Origin of the sequence: Leptotrichia sp. HMT-225 (assembly GCF_030644325.1) — a bacterium.
GTDB classification, from domain to species: Bacteria; Fusobacteriota; Fusobacteriia; order Fusobacteriales; family Leptotrichiaceae; genus Leptotrichia; species Leptotrichia massiliensis.
The window spans coordinates 567,142-586,179 of the sequence record NZ_CP130323.1 but is presented as its reverse complement, the minus strand read 5'-3'; the positions used below and the strand labels follow the sequence as shown (position 1 = coordinate 586,179).

General features: G+C 31.1%; 14 protein-coding genes. All 14 read right to left on the bottom strand.

From position 1 onward, the window contains the following. Positions 1-67 precede the first annotated feature (67 nt). Positions 68-1,144 (bottom strand): LptF/LptG family permease, encoded by a 1,077-nt coding sequence (locus QU666_RS02880; protein ID WP_021769515.1) that lies wholly within the window; start codon positions 1,142-1,144, stop codon positions 68-70. 13 nt (positions 1,145-1,157) lie between these two features. Further along, complete coding sequence (locus QU666_RS02875; protein WP_036071189.1) at positions 1,158-2,255, bottom strand: LptF/LptG family permease; 1,098 nt, start codon at positions 2,253-2,255, stop codon at positions 1,158-1,160. A gap of 94 nt (positions 2,256-2,349) precedes the next feature. After that, complete coding sequence (locus QU666_RS02870; RefSeq protein ID WP_021769517.1) at positions 2,350-2,931, bottom strand: CvpA family protein; 582 nt, start codon at positions 2,929-2,931, stop codon at positions 2,350-2,352. 10 nt (positions 2,932-2,941) lie between these two features. Next, positions 2,942-4,039 carry an alanine racemase gene (alr, locus tag QU666_RS02865; RefSeq protein WP_021769518.1) on the bottom strand — a complete coding sequence of 366 codons (1,098 nt, stop codon included), beginning with the start codon at positions 4,037-4,039 and terminating at the stop codon, positions 2,942-2,944. A 67-nt stretch (positions 4,040-4,106) separates the two neighbouring features. Further along, positions 4,107-5,078: a protein translocase subunit SecF gene (secF, locus tag QU666_RS02860; RefSeq protein ID WP_021769519.1), complete on the bottom strand. Its 972-nt coding sequence runs from the start codon at positions 5,076-5,078 to the stop codon at positions 4,107-4,109. Then, entirely contained in the window at positions 5,068-6,282 is a 1,215-nt protein-coding gene (secD, locus tag QU666_RS02855; protein WP_021769520.1) for a protein translocase subunit SecD, read from the bottom strand. The genes secF and secD overlap by 11 nt, the downstream gene beginning before the upstream one ends. Before the next feature lie 348 nt (positions 6,283-6,630). Beyond that, complete coding sequence (gene ruvX, locus QU666_RS02850) at positions 6,631-7,047, bottom strand: Holliday junction resolvase RuvX (RefSeq protein ID WP_021769521.1); 417 nt, start codon at positions 7,045-7,047, stop codon at positions 6,631-6,633. A 97-nt stretch (positions 7,048-7,144) separates the two neighbouring features. Next, positions 7,145-9,760 carry an alanine--tRNA ligase gene (gene alaS / locus QU666_RS02845; protein WP_021769522.1) on the bottom strand — a complete coding sequence of 872 codons (2,616 nt, stop codon included), beginning with the start codon at positions 9,758-9,760 and terminating at the stop codon, positions 7,145-7,147. Between the two features lie 49 nt (positions 9,761-9,809). After that, entirely contained in the window at positions 9,810-10,433 is a 624-nt protein-coding gene (locus tag QU666_RS02840) for a Type 1 glutamine amidotransferase-like domain-containing protein (protein ID WP_021769523.1), read from the bottom strand. 5 nt (positions 10,434-10,438) lie between these two features. Continuing rightward, positions 10,439-11,173, bottom strand: a complete 735-nt coding sequence (gene lptB, locus QU666_RS02835) for an LPS export ABC transporter ATP-binding protein (RefSeq protein WP_036071194.1) — start codon at positions 11,171-11,173, stop codon at positions 10,439-10,441. Between the two features lie 126 nt (positions 11,174-11,299). Continuing rightward, on the bottom strand, positions 11,300-11,626 hold the full coding sequence (locus tag QU666_RS02830) for a hypothetical protein (RefSeq protein WP_304984862.1): 327 nt from the start codon (positions 11,624-11,626) through the stop codon (positions 11,300-11,302). 548 nt (positions 11,627-12,174) lie between these two features. After that, positions 12,175-14,523, bottom strand: coding sequence for an LptA/OstA family protein (locus tag QU666_RS02825; RefSeq protein WP_021769526.1), 2,349 nt, complete (start codon positions 14,521-14,523; stop codon positions 12,175-12,177). Between the two features lie 24 nt (positions 14,524-14,547). Further along, the gene (gene mutS, locus QU666_RS02820) at positions 14,548-17,232 is read right to left on the bottom strand and encodes a DNA mismatch repair protein MutS (RefSeq protein WP_021769527.1); all 2,685 of its coding nucleotides are present in this window, start codon (positions 17,230-17,232) and stop codon (positions 14,548-14,550) included. A gap of 609 nt (positions 17,233-17,841) precedes the next feature. Then, positions 17,842-19,035, bottom strand: a complete 1,194-nt coding sequence (locus QU666_RS02815) for a CDP-glycerol glycerophosphotransferase family protein (RefSeq protein WP_021769529.1) — start codon at positions 19,033-19,035, stop codon at positions 17,842-17,844. Between the last annotated feature and the right edge of the window lie 3 nt (positions 19,036-19,038).

Sequence of the window (19,038 nt, the reverse complement as noted above, 5' to 3'; positions counted from 1 at the left end):
TAAAAAAAGAAAAACATATAAATACCTATTGACAATCACTTCATTTTATAAAAATCAAAAATATTTATTAGTATTCAGAATCTTTAAATAATTTTATTCCAACTACTAAAAATATAAGTAACGGAATGAAACATGCCGCATAAATTGGAACTGCTCCAGATACTGCCATCGAACGTAAAATCGTGCTGACACCATAATAGGCGTAACCAATTATTACAGATAATCCTATATTTAGAGCTGCACCTCCCCTTACGTATCTACTTCCTAGTGAAAGTCCGATTAGACACATTACGAAAGAAGCCAATGCAAATGATATTCTGTAATAAAATTCAATTCTCAAATTTAACGAATCTGCTCCAACCCGTGTAAAATAAACTACTTTTTCACGTAATTCAGGCATTGTCAAATTCTTTGCTTTTACTGGACTTGCTAGGATATTGTCCATTGATGCGATAAATTTAAAATTCTTTGTATCAATCTGTTTTGTAACATTTGTTTTACTATCATATTCTTTTAAATCCGTAAAAGTCCATTGGTTTGTTTTTGGATTTATTTTGGCTGATGGTGAAGTGTAGATTTTTTTTATCTGGCTAAATCCTTTTTCAAATTTTAAAATTTGAATAAACTCCATAGTTCCAGTATTCTTATTGGCATGTTCACTAAAAAGAACTGTACTTTTGTTAATTTTTACAAAAATGAATTTCTTTTCTGATTTTACTGGCTCTTTATTATCAATTTTTAATGATTTTAAATTTTCTTTTTTTGTATTTGATTTCCCTAAAACATCATAATTTAAATAAAAAACACCTAAACTTACTAGAAATGAAAAAATCATGGGAAATAATGCTATCCTTGCAAAACTTATCCCACTTGTTTTCATCGCTGCAATTTCTAATTGTTTTGCCATTTTGCTTATACATAAAAGGCTTCCTAACAGTACTCCAAGAGGAGCAGTATTTGTTATAATTTCAGGTACTCCGTATCTAAGATATCTTATGGCATCTCCACCTTTCATTTTTCCATCCATAAGCCATCCTGTAAGACTAATACTTTCAGCTAGTAAAAATATTAGAAAAAACATCATCATTCCCAGAATAAAGCTTTTTACATAATTTATAATTATATATTTATCTAACTTGTTCATACTCCTCCTTTCGTTAATTTCCTTTATATTTCTTTATTGAAAAATATATACATAATATAAATAAAACAAAATTAGGAATCCACATTGCAATGTTTGCAGGTACATTATTCTTTAGTACCATAATTTTTGCATAACTTGCCATTCCTATATAACCAAATATAACTATTAAACTTATTCCAAAACTTATTCCTCTTCCACTTCGTCTATGCCCTACTGAAAGTAATACTCCCAACCAGCACAAAAATGTACTTGCAAGTGGTCCAATAATTCTTTGATAAATTTCCACTTGTGCTTTTAATGCCGCTTCCTTTTCTTCAGGATTTTTTATATTTTTTTTATAAAATTCATTTAACTCTTTTATATTCATTTCATTACGGCTCTTTTTCTTTTCTTTTGTGTCTTCTCTAAAAAAAGTTGTAATTGGAATTTCTTGCTCCTGATATTCAGCCGACACTCGACTATTTCCATTTTTTTCAAAAGCGTATCCTTTTACTTTCTGTAATCTTATTATCCCTGGATCAAATTTTGCATTTTCTGCTAAAAATACTATTGGATAAGGATTATCTCCACGTTTATTTATAATCAAAAAGTTTTTAGCTGTAGCTTTTTCATTGTTAACTTCGTCAATGTAAAATCCAAATCCTTTTTCTTCGTTTGTTAAAAATACTTTTGCTTCTGATAATGAACTTGGCTTTGAAGCTAAAACTTGTTTGGTCTGAGCATTTATATTCTTTAGAGCACGTGGATTTACATAAAGCTCAAGTCCAAGTCCAATAAGAGTAAGTATAACTCCAAAGATAAATGCTGGACGAATTATTCTAAAAAGTCCTATTCCAGAACCTTCCATAGCAACGATTTCATTAGTTTCAGAAAGCCCACCATACACAAGCATTACTCCCAAGAATGCTCCCATCGGAATTGTCTGGACAAGAACTCCTGGTACAGCATAAAACAAATAGTCAATTATAGATATAAATGGCAAATCACTTGCAAACAATCGCTCCATAACTTCCATTACCACATTTAACATCATAATGAATGTAAATATGCTTATTCCAAATAACGACGGTAATATAAGTGAATTGTAAATATATCTGTCAATTATTTTCATTTTTATCAATTTCCTTTTTTATTTTTCTTTTAAAATTTATACTTCTTTAATATTTAAGTAAGTAAAAACAACATAAATTTAAAATTTAAGAAGTTTAATTAATAATTTTATTTTTTTCAAATTCATCTGGCTTCATATTTTTGTAATTGCTCAGAACATCCTCTATTACTTGTTTTTCCCTATTACTTATAACATATCCTTCAACGTCACTTTTTATAAAGTTTGGAAAAGAATCTGCAAATTTTAATGCATATTTTGTCATAATCTGTATAGAAAAACTTTTGTCTCTTATGTCTTTTATTCTTTTACTAGATTTAGAGCCTGTAATTACAATAATATAGGCAATGATTGCGACAAAAAATATTTTCATTATACCAAAAATCATCCCGTAAAATCTATCAAATTTTTTCATTTTTATACTTTGTAAAAATTTTCGATTGATTATTAGAATGGCAGAATAGACAATACATTGGATTAAAACCATAATAATAAATATTTTAAACTGATTTCTTGGTGTGATTTTATTTGAGTTCAAAAAGAACTTATAAATATGGTTTGTTATAAAAATAATAAAAATATACTTAAACATATTAAAAAATTCCAAGGAAAATCCTCTTCTATAACCAAGAATAATAAATATTACTAACAACACTATAACTCCAATATCTAATATCATTTTTTTACCCCTATTTTTTTACATAAATTCTAGGCACTCTTTGACTTATTCCACACATAATTTCATACGAAATTGTATTGCATAAATCAGCAACTTCCACAACACTTATATTTTCCCCAAAAAATTCTACAACATCGCCTTTTTTAGCCTCATTTTTCAATTCTTCAGGAAGTAGAATTATAAGCTGATCCATGCAGACACGTCCCACAATTTCACATTTATGCCCTCTATAAAAAACATAGCCTTTATTTGACAAATCACGCCTTACTCCGTCAGCATATCCGATAGAAACTGTAGCATAAGTCTTTCCAGCTTTTCCTTTATAAGTATTTCCATAACTTATAAAGCTATCTTCCTTTAATGTCTTTATATAGCTAATTTTTGCAAAAAGAGACATTACTGGCTTAAATCTATATGGAGCTGTTTCTTCATCTGTAACTCCACCATAAAGTATAATTCCCACTCTTACAAAATCTTCTATGCTGTCCTGAAACTTCAAAGTTCCAAAGCTATTGTGTAGATGTCTGTATTTTATTGATGGTATCCCACTTGATATTTTTTCACACATTGCTTTAAATTTGCTTTCCTGCAATTTTGTATAGTCTTTGTCGCTATCAGATGATGAAAAATGCGAGAAAATCCCTATCGGATTAATATGGCTAGAATTTTTTAAGGTTTTATTCAAATCTTCGACTTCACTTTCCTGAAATCCTACACGTCCCATTCCCGTATCTATCTTTATAAATACATCTGTCGTTTTTCCTTTTTCTTTTCCAGTTTTTTCCAAATATTCTATTTCCTCAAAATCTGTCACCATAAAATAAATATTTTTATCAGCAATTAAATCCATATATTCATTTTCCACAGGACCCAGTATAAGCACCGTAATATCATTATGAAGCTCCTTAATTTTAAGCGCTTCGTCACTCGTCGCAACTGCGAAGTTCTTTATTCCCTTTTTTATCAAAGCATCGCATATTTCAAGCATCCCATGTCCATAGGCATCTGCCTTTATAACTGCTATTATCTTATCTTTTGTCGCAATTTTTTCAATTTCATCAATATTGCTATATAAATTATTTATATTTATTTCTGCCCAGCATCGCATTTTTCAATTCACCTTCTAAACTTATCATTTTATTTCTTTATCCGCATCATCAAATCGACTTTTTTAATTAAACTAAAACTTTATCTCTTTCATCATACCCGTTTACTGTTTTACCAGAACTTTTTATAACATCTTTAGCTTTTGGCTCATTTTTACCTTTTTTCATTATATAAACCAAAGGACTTGCTACAAACACTGATGAATAAGTTCCAACAAGCATTCCTATAAATAGAGTCATACTAAATGTTTTTAATGTGCTTCCACCAAGAATAAGAAGTACAATTACAGAAAACAACGTAGTTAATGATGTGTAAATTGATCTTGTAAAAACTTGGTTTATGGATTTTTCTATCACTTCTCCAAATGATAATGTAACTTTATTTCTACCTTCCCTATTTCTTTTAATATTTTCACGAATCCTGTCAAATACAACAATTGTATCGTTAATCGAATATCCTAAAATTGTAAGAATTGCCGCAATAAATGGTGTATCTATCTCATATTTAAGCATTGCAATAACTCCAAAAGCAATTATTACGTCATGAACTAACGCCACAATTCCTGCCACTGCATAAATAAATTCAAATCTTATTGTAATATAGATGATAATCAAAATACTTCCAATTAACAATGCCTGAATCGCATTAGATGTTAATTCCTTACCAATTACGGCACCTACAGTTTCATTTTTCACAACTTCATATTTCCCAGTTTTTTGGCTCAATTCTGACATTACTTTTGCTTTTTGCGTATTACTTAATTGTTCAGTTCTTACAATAACAGTATTATCTGTATCTGAAAATTGCACTCTTTTAGCTTTCATTTGTGGTATTTCTCCAACTAAACCACTTAATGTACTGTTTACTGCATTCTGGTCAATTTTTTTCTCATATTTTAACTGAATTAACTCTCCACCTTTAAAATCTACACCCAGATTTAACTTTATTGCAAATAATGAAACTAGCGAAACTATAACCATTACTGCCGAAATTCCCAAATAAAGTTTTCTACGCTCTATTACTTTTAAATTAATCTTCATTCAAAGCTCCTTTCCAGAACAACTGCTCTCTTTTTATGTTAAATGTTTTTATAAATAACTTTAATATTACTTTTGAAACAAATACTCCTGTAATCACAGTAGCCACTACCCCAAGCGACAATGTTACAGCAAATCCTTTAATTGGACCAGTTCCAAGAAAGAACAATACCGCTGCCACAAGTAATGTTGTTATATTTCCATCAATTATGGCAGGAAAGGCATTTTCATAACCTCTTTCAACCGCATCGTGAAGCGATTCTCCAAGCCGTAATTCTTCCTTTATTCTCTCATAAGTAATTACATTTGAATCAACTGCCATACCAAGTGTAAGGATAAATCCTGCAATCCCTGGAAGTGTCAAAGCCGCACCAATACCGCTAAGCAGTCCTAAAACTAGAACTCCATTTATTAAAAGTGCAATATCTGCAACAATTCCAGGTATTTTATAAATAGCAATCATAAATACCGAAATTACACCTAAGGCAATCAACCCAGCTATTCCGGTCTGTTTTATTGAATCTACACCAAGTGTCGCTCCAACTGTTCTATTTTCAACAATTTTAATTTCCACAGGTAATGCTCCTGATTTTAGAAGATTAGCTAAATTATTAGCTTCTTCCATTGAAAATCTTCCAGTTATAATTCCACTTCCTCCATTAATTTCACCATTAATTCTAGGTGCTGACTGTTCCTTGTTATCAAGCATTATTGCAAGTTGTTTCCCAACGTTTTCTCTAGTAATTTTAGCAAAATCATTTGCACCTTTTGAATTTAACTCAAAACTTACAGATGGCATCCCAACTTGATCTCTTGTAACTCCCGCACTTTTCAACGCAGAACCTTCTAACAACACAGGTCCATAAGTTCCATCATTATTTTTTATTCTAAACTCAAGTTTTGCTGTTGTACCAATCAATTCAATAGCCTTTTGAGGATCTTTTATCCCCGCAAGCTCCACTATCAATTTATCATTTCCACTAAGCTGAATAACAGGTTCAGCAACTCCAATGCTATTTACCCGTCTTTCAATAATATTTCTAACTTTACTCATTGTATCAGCCTCTATTTTCCCCTGTGCCTGTAATACAACCGATGTTCCACCACGTAAATCAAGTCCCAATTTTACTTTATTAAAGTACAAAATAAGAGCTGGAACAAAAATTACTAAAAGTAACCAAATATAATGTGATTTTTTATTTTGCATTTTTTCATCCTTTCTTTTTTTATTTAAATATCTATTCTTATAAATATGTTTAATATATTTTTATTACTTTTTAAGTTTTATTTATTTTTAAGTTTATTTAAGCAAGGACATCAAACGCCATGTCCTTGCATCCCGGCTTTACGCAAAACTTTTTTATAAAAGAAAAATAGAACTCGCTTTTCAATTTCAATTATTTTTAATATAAATAATTAAATATATTTCAAGATTTATTCCAAAAGCTCAAACAGCTATTTTTCTTTTAACGAAGTTTTGCTTATTTTAAAATACATCAACGCTTATAATAAAATTTAATTGTTATTCTAATTAAAAATTTTACATTTAGAGTTTTTAAGTCAATGTATCAAGATATTTCTGCAAAATTATTGACGCTGCAACCATATCTACTACTTTTCTACGTTCTTTTCCATTCTTTTTGGAATAGTTTTTTAGATAATGCTCAGCCTCTGTTGTTGTGTAACGCTCATCCACAAAGATAATCTGAATATTTGGAATGTCTTTCTTTAATTCTTCCACAAATTCCTCCACTTTTTCCACCTGACGTTTTTTTGTACCATCAAGGCTCTTTGGCATTCCCACAACAACTTTTTTTGTGCCTTCATCATCTAGTATTTCCTTTATTCTTTCAACAGGATTTGTCTTTGTTCTGTCAATCACTTCGAGAGCAGTCGCAAGAATTCCCAAAGGGTCGCATTTGGCAACCCCAATTCTGACATCTCCCACATCTAATCCAATAAATTTTTTCATTTTTTATTTCTCATTTCTTAAACAATTTACCATTTTATAGACTTAATAATATCTACTTTAGTAAAAATCTAAATCTGTATATCTAAAAATAAATTTATTATAATTTTTCAGTTACAAATTCAAACGCTTTTTCAACAGCTTCTTTTACAGCGCTTCCATCTTTTCCACCAGCCTGTGCAAAGTCAGGACGTCCTCCACCGTTTCCGCCAGCGACTTGTGCTGCAACTTTTACTATTTCTCCAGCCTTCACTTTTGAAATCAAGTCTTTTGTAACTCCAACTACAAAGATTGCTTTACCATCATTATTTGTCCCCAAAATGATGATCCCAGACTGCATTTTTTCTTTTCCTCTATCTACAATCTCTTTCAGTTCATCAACATTTTTATCTTCAAATGAAGATTTTAGTACTTTCACACCATTTACTGCTTCAACATTTTCAAGCATTTCATTAATTTCATATTTTACAAGTTTTGTTTGCATTTCCTCATGCACTTTTACTGCTGCTCTCATATCTCCAATATATTTTTCGATAATATCGACAACATTTTTTTCGTCTGTTCTAAAAATATCAGATATTTCCTTTATTTTATCTTCAAGCCTATTCACATAATTTAGACTTTTATATCCAGTTGTAGCTGTAATTCTACGTGTTCCTGAAGCAATTCCATTTTCAGATTCGATATTGAATAATCCTATTTCTCCAGTTGATTTAACGTGTGTTCCCCCACAAAGTTCAATTGAATATCCGTCAATTTCCACAACACGGACTACATCTCCATATTTGTCTGAAAATAATGCCATCGCCCCTCTTGCTTTTGCATCTTCAATATTTTCATAATTTATTTTTACTTGTAAATTTGATAAAATAATGTCATTTACACCTTTTTCAATTTTTTCAATCATTTCTGGACTGATTGCTTCGTAATGTGAAAAGTCAAATCTTAATTTTTCATCATCCACAAGCGATCCAGACTGTTCAACGTGTGTTCCTAGATTCTCTCTTAAAACTTTGTGTAAAATATGTGTAGCTGTATGATTTCTCTGAATATCTTTTCTACGGTTTACATCAATTTGCATTTTCACTTCTACGCCTACAGCCGGAGCAATTCCTCTTGTGATTTCAACCTGATGAATAAAGACATCGTGTTTTTTAACCACATTTACAACTCTTCCTTCAAATTCTCCAGAAGTAATAATTCCCGTATCAGCAACTTGTCCTCCAGATTCAGCATAAAACGGAGTTTTGTCAAAAATCATCTCATATCCTGAAATTCCTTCACTTTTAGCAATATGTAAAAGCGTACTTTTTTCCTCAAAATTTTGTGAATATCCAGTAAATTCAGTTTTTCCATGCTTTTCAAAAAACTCATCTATAAATTCATCTTTTATCATATCAGAAATTGTTGTTCTGCTATCCTTTGAACGTTGCACCTGTTCTGCCAGTTTTTTCTCAAATTCTTCTTCTGATGCTTCAAATCCTTGATTTTCCAAGATTAATTTTGTAAGTTCAAACGGGAATCCAAAAGTGTCATACAATTTGAAAGTCAGTTCAGCTGGCAATTCCTTCTGATTTTCTCCTTTTAATTTCTGAATTTCTTCTTCCAGCATTTCAGTTCCATTTTTCAAAGTTGTTGCAAATCTTTCTTCTTCCAGCCTTATAACTTTTTCAATATATTCCTGCTTTTCAGCTAATTCTGAGTATGCTTCATTCATTGTTTCAAGAACATAAGGCACTAATTTATAAAGAAATATATCTTCTTTTTCAAAAACTTTCTGTTTTGCAGAACTTCCAGCTCCAAAAGCACGTCTTATAATTTTTCTTAAAATATATCCACGCCCTTCATTTGACGGCAATACTCCATCTCCAATCAAAAATACCGAGGCTCTAACGTGATCAGCAATAATTTTTACTGCTTCCTCATTTTCATTTCCTTGAATTTCAAGTACAGATTTTATCCCTTTTGTAATATTTGTAAATAAATCCGTATCAAAGTTGTTATCCTTGTTTTGTACAACCGAAGCAATTCTCTCAAGTCCTGCCCCTGTATCAATATTTTTTTCTGGAAGTGGCACAAGTGAACCGTCTTCAAGCCTATTCCATTCAGTAAATACCAGATTCCAGATTTCTAAAAATCTATCTCCGTCATCTCCCGGCTTTCTGTCAGCTTCTTCGTTATTTTTCCCCATATTCTGAGTATCGTAATAAATCTCGCTGCAAGGCCCGCAAGATCCCACAGGTCCTGCCGCCCACCAGTTGTCCTCTTCTCCAAGCCTAACAATTCTTTCTGCTGGCACTCCAATTTCCTTGTTCCAGATTTCATAAGCCTCATCATCTGTTTTATACACAGACACCCAAAGTCTGTCCTCTTCCAGTTTCAATACTTTCGTTATATATTCCCAAGACCACTCAATAGCTTCCTTTTTAAAATAATCTCCAAACGAGAAATTTCCTAACATTTCAAAAAATGTATGATGTCTAGGCGTTCTCCCTACATTTTCCAAATCATTAGTTCTAATACATTTCTGATAAGTCGTAATCCTTTTAAATGGTGCCTCCTTTTCTCCTAAAAAGAACGGCTTAAACGGTACCATTCCTGCTACAGTCAGCAATAAGCTCTTATCATCTGGTATAAGCGACGCACTTTCAAAATGCTTATGCTCTTTCGATTTAAAAAAATCTACAAAACTTTTTCTTATTTCATTTCCTGTCATTATTTGTTTGAGATTGTTGAAACAATCCCGCTCCTTTCCTATTGTATCTTTATTTTATTATTGTAAAATTATTATTTTCAACCAATATTGCTTCTTTATTATTAATCAATTTTAAATCCAATTTATCTTTATATAATTCAACAGTATTTCTCGAACTTTTCACAAAAGGCTCTTCCTCAAAATGAGGAACTATGTAAAAATCTACTAAACTTAACCCTGTATAATCATTTAATTCTGTTGCAAATGTCTTATCATCCACTATAGAGGCGTACTCTATGTCTGGAGCCGCTATTACTGAACCTGCTGATTCTCCAATATAGAGCAGTCCATTTTCTATTCTTTCCTTTAAATAAGATGTCAAATTTTTTCTTTTTAATTCTTGCAATAAATAGAAAGTATTTCCACCAGAAATAAAAACTATTTTCGCTTCTGATAATTTCTCTTTTGCAGTATTTTCTGAAAAAATAGAAACATCAAAATTCTCCACTTCATAACCAAAATCTTCAAATGCCTTTTGAGTAAGATGTATGTATTTTTTATATTCGTCTACATTAGTTGCTGTGGGAATAAATAGTATTTTTTTACTTTCAGTATTTTTATCTAAAAATTTTTTTACAAGTTCTATACTTTCGTATAAAGATGATGTTAAAATCATATTTTTCAAAAAAATCATCCTCTCTAATCAAGTTTGAAGTTATCCCCTAGATACACTCTTCTAGCTGTTTCATCATTTGCAATCTGCTGTCCTGTTCCTGCAATCAAAATTGTACCTTCTGCCATTATGTAGGCTCTTTCCGTAATTCTCAATGTTTCACGCACATTATGATCGGTAATAAGTATTCCAAGCCCACGTTCCTTTAACTGCATTATTATATTCTGAATATCCTCAACTGCAATCGGATCTACTCCCGCAAAAGGCTCATCAAGCAGTATAAAGTCTGGATTTGTAGAAATAGTTCTAGCTATCTCCACACGTCTACGTTCTCCTCCAGAAAGTGCATATCCCAAACTTTTGGCTACATGAGACAATTTAAATTCCTCGATAAGATTTTCCATTGTGGCAATTCTTTCTTTCTTATTAACTCCTCGCATTTCAAGAACCGATACAATATTTTCCTCCACAGTCAAGTTTCTAAAAACAGAAGCCTCCTGAGGCAAATATCCAAGTCCAAGCCTAGCTCTCTTGTACATAGGCAACGTTGTAATTTCCTCTCCATTGTACATTACTCTTCCATGATTTGGTCTTACAATACCTGTAATCATATAAAAGGTAGTTGTCTTTCCCGCTCCATTAGGTCCAAGAAGTCCTACAACCTCGCCCTTTTCCATTGACAGACTCACACTTTTCACAACTTCCCTGTTTTTATATATCTTTTTCAAGCTATCGGCTTCTATACTAATTTTTCTAGCCATATCTTCTCCTATTTTAAAATTATCATTCAAATAACTTTACTTATCGAAAGTTACCACTTCGCTATATTATAAATCATTTTTGCTTTTTTTTCTACTTTTTTTTAAAATTTGCAAAAAGTCAGATTATTATTTTATCCTTCTATCCATATATTCCACATTCAAATATATTACACACTGTAAAATTACAAACAATATCAATATAAAAGTTCCAAAAAATTCAAAAAAAACTGTACCAAATATTGTACTAAAAAATAAATATCCAACATTTAATCTTTCTAACATTGGGTATGTTAAACCTAAAAAACTTTCTGTAGTAAAAAAAATAAAAATTAGATATGTAATAACGAAAAATATTATTTTCAGCCAGTTTCTTTTCATCAAATGTAAATTATAATCCCAAGATTCCTTTAAATTAAACGGTCTTGCAGAAAATAATGGAATAAAATAAAACATATACAACAAAAAAATTACCATCGCTATCCAATGTATTGCGAGAAAAACTAAGAGAAGTTCATCAAAAAACATCAAATAAGGAAAAAAAGATTCCCCGATATAATTAACTATATAATATATAAAATATAAAAAGAAAAATTTTGATGCTGACTGTCCTAGTCTTAAATAATTTTTTTCTTCTATTTTAAAAATTACTTTTTGATAAAACAAAAAAAGTACCAAATAATAACAAAAGTTAAAAATCGAAAATAAATTTAACACAGGAGAAAGTGAAGTATTCTGAAGAAGATAACCTCCCATAATTCTAATACAATCTATTAAAAAGAAAAATAATATCCACCACACACCATTTCTGTCAAAAAGTAAACTTTTAAAAATAAAAAAAGTATATTTTATTTGCTGAAAAATATTTAATTTTTTTCTATCAATTTTTCTTGTAATTCTTTCATATCCATACTATTTAATGCATCCTTTCTTTTTATAATTTTTTATATTTTTTTTATATTAAAGAAAAGTGAGTATATTTCCTACCCACTTTTCTTATTTATCTAAAACTGTTTCTGATAAGAAGCACCACCGTATCTTAATGTTGCAACATTTCTATCTCCATTTTTGCTCCAAGAAATTGGCACATCTATTGTTCCCTTGTTCACATTTACTCTTACTGACGAAGGTAAGTTGCCGCCATCTTCTGGAACATAAATGTTTCTTGCAGCTCTAACAAGCATTTCATGAGCTGATTCAGTAGGAACACTTACATTAAATGTTCTTTCTGCTGTATCTACACCAGCTTTAGCTGTTGCAGTTAAAGTTACTCCTTTACTTCCACCACCATAAAATTGCTTATTAATTCTTCCAGATACTGAGAACAGGCTAGAATTCGAAGAACGCCATCTTATCGCAACTGGAACTCCATTTGAGGCAGTCATTGATTTTGGCAAGTTAATTCCGCCTCTTGTGCTTACTTCTCCTTCAGGAATTGATAATTTTCCAATTACTTCTTGAGTTGCTGCCGCATTTTTAGGGTCTGACTTCCCTTGTTCCTCGTTATTCTGAACTTCATATTGCATTTGGATATTACCTTCATTTTCAAGGATTCTTCTATCTATGTCATAAATTGCACTTTTAGATGAAATTTGGGTTTTTCCTTGATAAGTTACTACGTTTCCATTTAATTTTATTCTTTTATCTTTCAAATAAATTGTAGCCTTGTCGGCACTTGTATTAATCGTTCTGAACTGTGGCAATGTACTTACGATTTTTACATTGTTTCTGGCATACCCTTCCTGCTTATTCATATCCATATAAAGATAATTTGCTGTCATTTTTGTATTATTTTTAAAGTCTACCATAACTTTGTCTCTTGCAAGAATAAGGTTCCTTCCAGAGTCCATCTCATTATATTGAGAATCAAGTGTAATATCCTTATAAGTCATATGCACATTTTCTTTGATTTCACTACGTGTAATACTCATATTACTTCCATTTTTATGTGAAACGAAATAAACTTTGGCAGTATTTCCTATGAAGTTTACTGCTTCTGATTCTACAAGCGGTCTTGGGTCATTTACAAGATCTTTTACATTTCCACGGATTTTACCTTTAACATGCCCATCAAACCTAAATTCCTTTTTCTCAAAACTTCCACGCCCTGTATCAGATGTAATTCTATCTCCCTGAACACTTGTCATTTCCATTTTATTAGCAAAAATATCTTTTGAAATTGTGTTCATTGTTCCATTCGCACCATGTACATTAAAGTTTTGCTTTTTCACGTTAAACGGACCATTCATTCTGGCATCTCCAGTTGGGAACACATATATAAGCCCTGTTCCATCCATTTTATAGTCATCATAATTTGCAGTATAGTAGTCATTTGTTGTAAGTGTTTCTGTCTTTAAGTCATAAACTCCACTTCTATATGTTCCAGTAGTTTTTCTTGGTAAATAGTTATAAGTTCCATTTCCATCACCATTCAATATTCTAGCAATTTCATCATAGAATACATGATCTCCTGTTACTATTAAAGTTGGACTTGTATATTTTACATGTCCTCTTCCATCAACCTGTTTTTTCTTTACAAAGTATGAAGCTGTGTCTGCCGAAATCACACTATTTTTACCAGTATAGACAATATTCCCCTGCCCATCTATACGCTCATCCTTCATATAATAGTCAACTTTATTTCCTGTTAATTTATTTTCAGGATCTGTATAAATTACATTTCCTTCTGCATTTCCAATTTTGTTTATATCATCATAACGCATTTTGTTAGCACGCAGTTCTCTTTTTGTCTGTTCTTCTTTGTAAATTACATGACCTTCTGCATCTGACACTTTTGTTGGATCATGATATGTAATTTTGTCTGCTGTCAAAGTCTTTTTATCTTTCTTGTTATTATAACTTGCATTTCCGATTGCTACGATTGTTTCAAATTTCGTTGTTGTTTCAACTCTATCTGCTTCAGAAACTGTATCATCAACAGTATTTATAAGTTTTGTCCTTACTGGTGAAATTAATAAATCGCCTTGTTTCTTGTATTCTACACGTTCTGTATAAATTTCCCATTTTTTGTCCTTAGTTGTTCCAACGACTTTTTTCATTAATGTAACATCAGATGTTTTAGTATTGACTTCGCCTTCTTTTCCAGAAATTATCATCTGTTTCTTTACCAAATCTACTATTACATTTTTGAATTTGATTACTTCATCTCCTTCAGATCCAATCTGTTCATCCGCATAAATGATAGCATCATCTTTTAATCTATACACAACTTTTTTTGCTTTCATATGCTTTTGCATCTGTTCAAGCGGTGTCGGAATTTTTTTAAAGAATACCGCATATATAAAATATATCAGTATTAATACAAGTCCTCCATAAGCTATTTTTTTCCACATTATTTTTCTCCTATTTTACCAATTTTAATTATCTTTTTTGATTTCTTGCTTTAATTCAAACAAAAATTTTATAGCATCCATCGGTGTAACATTATTCACATCATAATTTTCTATTTTATTCACAATTTCTAACAAACTTTCCTTTTCTTCTTCAACCTGTACTAATTTTTCCGTATAAAATTGATTACTTTCAGTATTTTCAAAATCATTTGCACTTTCATTTTCAAATTCTTGAAAATCATTCTCTAACTCTGAATTTCCTCCAAAAAGTGAAAGCTGGTGAACATCTACGGTTCTTTCAATCAATTCCTTTTTTTGCTCCAGCCGTTTCAATATTTTCTTGCTTTCAATCAATATTTCCTTAGGAAGTCCAGCCAGTTTTGCTACTTCAATACCATAGGACTTGTCTGCTCCGCCTTTTACAATATTTCGTAAAAACATTACTTTTCCCTGCTTTTCATCCACTTCTATCCGATAATTTACAATGTGTGCGAATTTATTTTCCAGATCAGTTAGTTCGTGATAATGGGTTGCAAAAACTGTCTTAGCACCAATTTTATCGTGAATATACATTGAAATGGCAGTCGCAATGGAAACTCCGTCGGTTGTAGAAGTTCCACGTCCAACTTCATCAAGTATTATCAGGCTTTTTTCAGTCGCATTGTTTAGAATGTTGGAAACTTCACTCATTTCCACCATAAATGTACTTTGCCCTGTCAAAATATCATCAGAAGCTCCAATCCGTGTCAAATATTTGTCTATAACTGATAAATTTGCTTTTTTAGCAGGGACAAAAGAACCAATCTGAGCCATTATGGAAATTAATGCGATTTGCTTCATATATGTTGATTTTCCTGACATATTAGGGCCTGTCAATACGACAAAACTTTCCTTTTCAGTAAAGACTGTATCATTTGAAACATAATCCGTCCTTCCAATCAGTTTTTCCACAACTGGATGCCTTCCACCCTCAATTTCAAAGGAATATTCCTCATTCATTTCAGGTTTTGCGTAATCATTTTCAATGGCACTTACAGCAAAAGATACCATTACATCAATATATGCCAGCCTTTCCGCAAGTTCTGACAAAATTTTCCGATGTTCCTTGAGTTTTCCGCTAATTTCCTTGAACAAATGATATTCTAAATCTTCGATTTTTGCCTTAGAATTTATTATTGTGTCCTCATATTTTTTCAGTTCAGGCGTAATGTACCTCTCTGAGTTTGAAAGAGTCTGTTTTCTTATGTAATGTTCTGGCACCATATCCAGATTTGCTTTTGTAATTTCAATAAAATAACCAAAAACCTTATTAAATTTTATTTTCATATTTCTAATTCCAGTTGCTTCCCTTTCACGCTGTTCAATATCCAGCAAAAAGTCTTTCCCAGAATTCATGATATTTCTAATTTCATCTAGTTCCGCATTGTATCCAGATTTTATAATTCCACCTTCACGTACTGAAAATGGCGCATCTTCATTTATACTATCATCAATTATTTTATAACACTCAAACAAAATATTTGCATCAATATCCTTAAAAAAATCAGTATTTCCCAAAATTCTCATTATTTCAACAGCAGATTTTATCGTTTTTTTCAATGCTGTCAAATCTTTTCCATTTTCACTTCCAAAGATTATTTTCCCCAGAAGCCGCTCTAAATCGTAAATATTCTCAAGTTTTTCTCTCAAATCCTCACGAATCAAGATATTATCAATAAAATACTGCACATCTTTCTGTCTTCTTCTTATTTTATCAACATTTAAAAGTGGATTGTTTATAAATCTTTTTAAAAGCCGTGTTCCCATCGAAGTTTTACACTCGTCCAGCACCCACAAAAGCGAACCATAGACAGTTTTTTCCCTCTGATTTTTCAAAAGTTCCAGATTTCTGCTTGTAATCGCATTTATTTCAGCATAATTGGAAATATTCACAAACTCAATTTTTTCCACAGTCAGCTCATGCTCAACCTGCATAGCAGCTGAATAATCAAGTGCCATGGCTGCAGCTCCAATTATCGCTTTTTTATCCTTAATCCCATAACTTTCCAGCGACACAATCTCAAAATAATCCATAAGATACTTTGCACTGTCCCGAACCTTATTCACAAAAGTTACAACTGAATCATTCTTTTGTAAAAAATCATCTAACTTTTCTTTTATTTCTCCATAAAAATCATCTGTAACAAGCACTTCCTTAGGCTCAATCTTATTAATCTCATTAAATAATTTTACAAAATCATCATCCTTTTCAACTTCCGTTACTTTAAACTCTCCAGTCGTTATATCAATATACGCAATTCCAAGTTTATTCTCAATTTTCAAAATACTCATCAAGTAATTATTACTCTTGGCATCAAGTGCCTCCACATCCACAACTGTCCCCGGCGTTATAATCTTCACAACTTCCCGTTTTACAATTCCTTTTGCCATCTTCGGATCTTCTGTCTGTTCACAAATCGCAACCTTATACCCTTTTGAAACAAGTTTTGTTATATATGAATCTGCTGAATGAAATGGAACTCCCGCAAGCGGTATATCCACATTCTTTTCTTTATTTCTCGAAGTAAGCGTAAGTCCCAGCTCTCGTGACGCTTTCACCGCATCCTCAAAAAACATCTCATAAAAATCACCCAATCTAAAAAACAATATAGAGTCCTCAAAATTTGATTTTATCTCCTTATATTGCTTCATAAGCGGTGTATCTGCCATCGTTATTTTACCTCTGTTCTCTTTATTTTTTTATCTTTAAATTTTATCATAGTTTATTTTCTTTTTCAATTTTTTAAAAAATTAATAAAAATTTTTTCTTTTCCATTTTTATATCAATTTTTTTATTTAATAATTATTGTTATTTACACACTTTATAATCTTTTTTAACGCAGAGGTATCAAACGCCATACCTCTGCACTCCCGCTCTTGAATTTTAATTTTACAGCAAAAGACAAAACTCGCTTTTAATAAAAGTTATTTTAATCTCATGAAGTTGTTCTCAATTCAAATAAAATAGAAAAGCTCAAACAAGTTGTCTTTTACCGAAAAATTAAAATCTCGGAAATTTATAATAAATATTTTTTCTTTAACAAAATAAATTTTTTAGTTTAAAAACCGACGGAGCTTTTATTTGACCAACTACGACTGTTTGACGACGAAAGGAGGAGTTTCGGAGTTGGTCAAATAAAAGTCGGAGTCTAGCCATAGGTGCAGGATTTGCGGCAATGAGCAATCCTGCGAAAATAAGTAAAGAAAAAACTTAATAATACAAAGAAAATATTTATTAATAACAACATATGTTATAAATCCTTAGTAAAAAATCAAGTTTTAATTTATTCTTTTTAAAATTTCATCGTAAACTCTTTCACAATTCCCCTTATCCACATACTTCAAAAACTTTTCTCTCAACTTATCAGACTTTTGCTTCATTTCCTTATCATAATGAAAATTATTTTCCGAAATTTCAATAATTTCTTCAACGCATTTTTCTACAGTTTTGGCTTGTTTTCCAAATAAGTCCTTGTCTAGGTCTACATAAGAGCCGACTTTTTCTTCGTATTCACGTTTATCGAACTGGAAGAAGACGATTGGTTTATTTAGATAATAGAAGTCATAGGCTACGCTTGAATAATCTGTTATTAATAATTTTGATTTTTGCAGTTCTTCAGTTATGTTTACTTCTTTTGGGAGTATTTTTATATTTTTTCCAAGTTTTATATTTCCAAAGTTTTTTAGATAATCCTGCATTAACTGATGAATGTAAATATTTAATTTAATATCATTTTTTTCCAAATAGTTATTTAATTTTTTGTCTGTAATTAAATTTGCAATATTTTGGAAATATTTTGTATCTTCAAATTTCTGGTTTTCTGAGTTTTCAAATTTTAACCAGCTTCTCCATGTTGGCATGAAAAATATTTGTTTTTCAATAACTTGCAAGTTGTATAGTTTATCATATCTTGGATAGCCTGTTATAACCGTTGTTTCTTTCGGAACTTCCCACCAAGTTTCTGTTTTCGCTTTTCTTTCAAATTCTGAATCACAGATGTTTAAATCATAGGATTTTACAAGGGCTTCTCCTACTTTTGCTGTTTTTGGATTCATTGCCTGTCGAACTTTAAAGCCTACTGTTCCGTGATTCAGGAATACTTTGAATACTTTTTTGTGAAATTTGTTTATTAATGGCACTACAAATAGGTATGGAACAATGTCTGCAGAAATTGAGTGGGAAAATAATGCAACTTTTGCATTCATAAAATAAAGGTAGCTTTTTACACTTCCCTTTATTAGTTTTTCTCCTGGGATTTTTTTTGCAATTTTGGCATTTCTGTTTATTACCCAGTACACTTCTTCCTGCTGTCTTGACCGTAAATACTCATACATCGCACGTCCATTATCTACAAAAAGTTCTCCTGCGTTTCCACCCACAAGCCATATATTTCTATTTTTGAATTTTCTTTTGTTAAATGGATAAATGAGATAAGCTATTATCATATTTATCAAGCATTTTATCTTATCCATATT

Bases quoted from the DNA above. Each gene is read 5' to 3' on its own strand.
- QU666_RS02880 (WP_021769515.1), bottom strand. From the start codon at position 1,144: ATGAACAAGTTAGATAAATATATAATTATAAATTATGTAAAAAGCTTT.
- QU666_RS02875 (WP_036071189.1), bottom strand. From the start codon at position 2,255: ATGAAAATAATTGACAGATATATTTACAATTCACTTATATTACCGTCG.
- QU666_RS02870 (WP_021769517.1), bottom strand. From the start codon at position 2,931: ATGATATTAGATATTGGAGTTATAGTGTTGTTAGTAATATTTATTATT.
- alr (WP_021769518.1), bottom strand. From the start codon at position 4,039: ATGCGATGCTGGGCAGAAATAAATATAAATAATTTATATAGCAATATT.
- secF (WP_021769519.1), bottom strand. From the start codon at position 5,078: ATGAAGATTAATTTAAAAGTAATAGAGCGTAGAAAACTTTATTTGGGA.
- secD (WP_021769520.1), bottom strand. From the start codon at position 6,282: ATGCAAAATAAAAAATCACATTATATTTGGTTACTTTTAGTAATTTTT.
- ruvX (WP_021769521.1), bottom strand. From the start codon at position 7,047: ATGAAAAAATTTATTGGATTAGATGTGGGAGATGTCAGAATTGGGGTT.
- alaS (WP_021769522.1), bottom strand. From the start codon at position 9,760: ATGACAGGAAATGAAATAAGAAAAAGTTTTGTAGATTTTTTTAAATCG.
- QU666_RS02840 (WP_021769523.1), bottom strand. From the start codon at position 10,433: ATGATTTTTTTGAAAAATATGATTTTAACATCATCTTTATACGAAAGT.
- lptB (WP_036071194.1), bottom strand. From the start codon at position 11,173: ATGGCTAGAAAAATTAGTATAGAAGCCGATAGCTTGAAAAAGATATAT.
- QU666_RS02830 (WP_304984862.1), bottom strand. From the start codon at position 11,626: ATGTTTTATTTTATTCCATTATTTTCTGCAAGACCGTTTAATTTAAAG.
- QU666_RS02825 (WP_021769526.1), bottom strand. From the start codon at position 14,523: ATGTGGAAAAAAATAGCTTATGGAGGACTTGTATTAATACTGATATAT.
- mutS (WP_021769527.1), bottom strand. From the start codon at position 17,232: ATGGCAGATACACCGCTTATGAAGCAATATAAGGAGATAAAATCAAAT.
- QU666_RS02815 (WP_021769529.1), bottom strand. From the start codon at position 19,035: ATGGATAAGATAAAATGCTTGATAAATATGATAATAGCTTATCTCATT.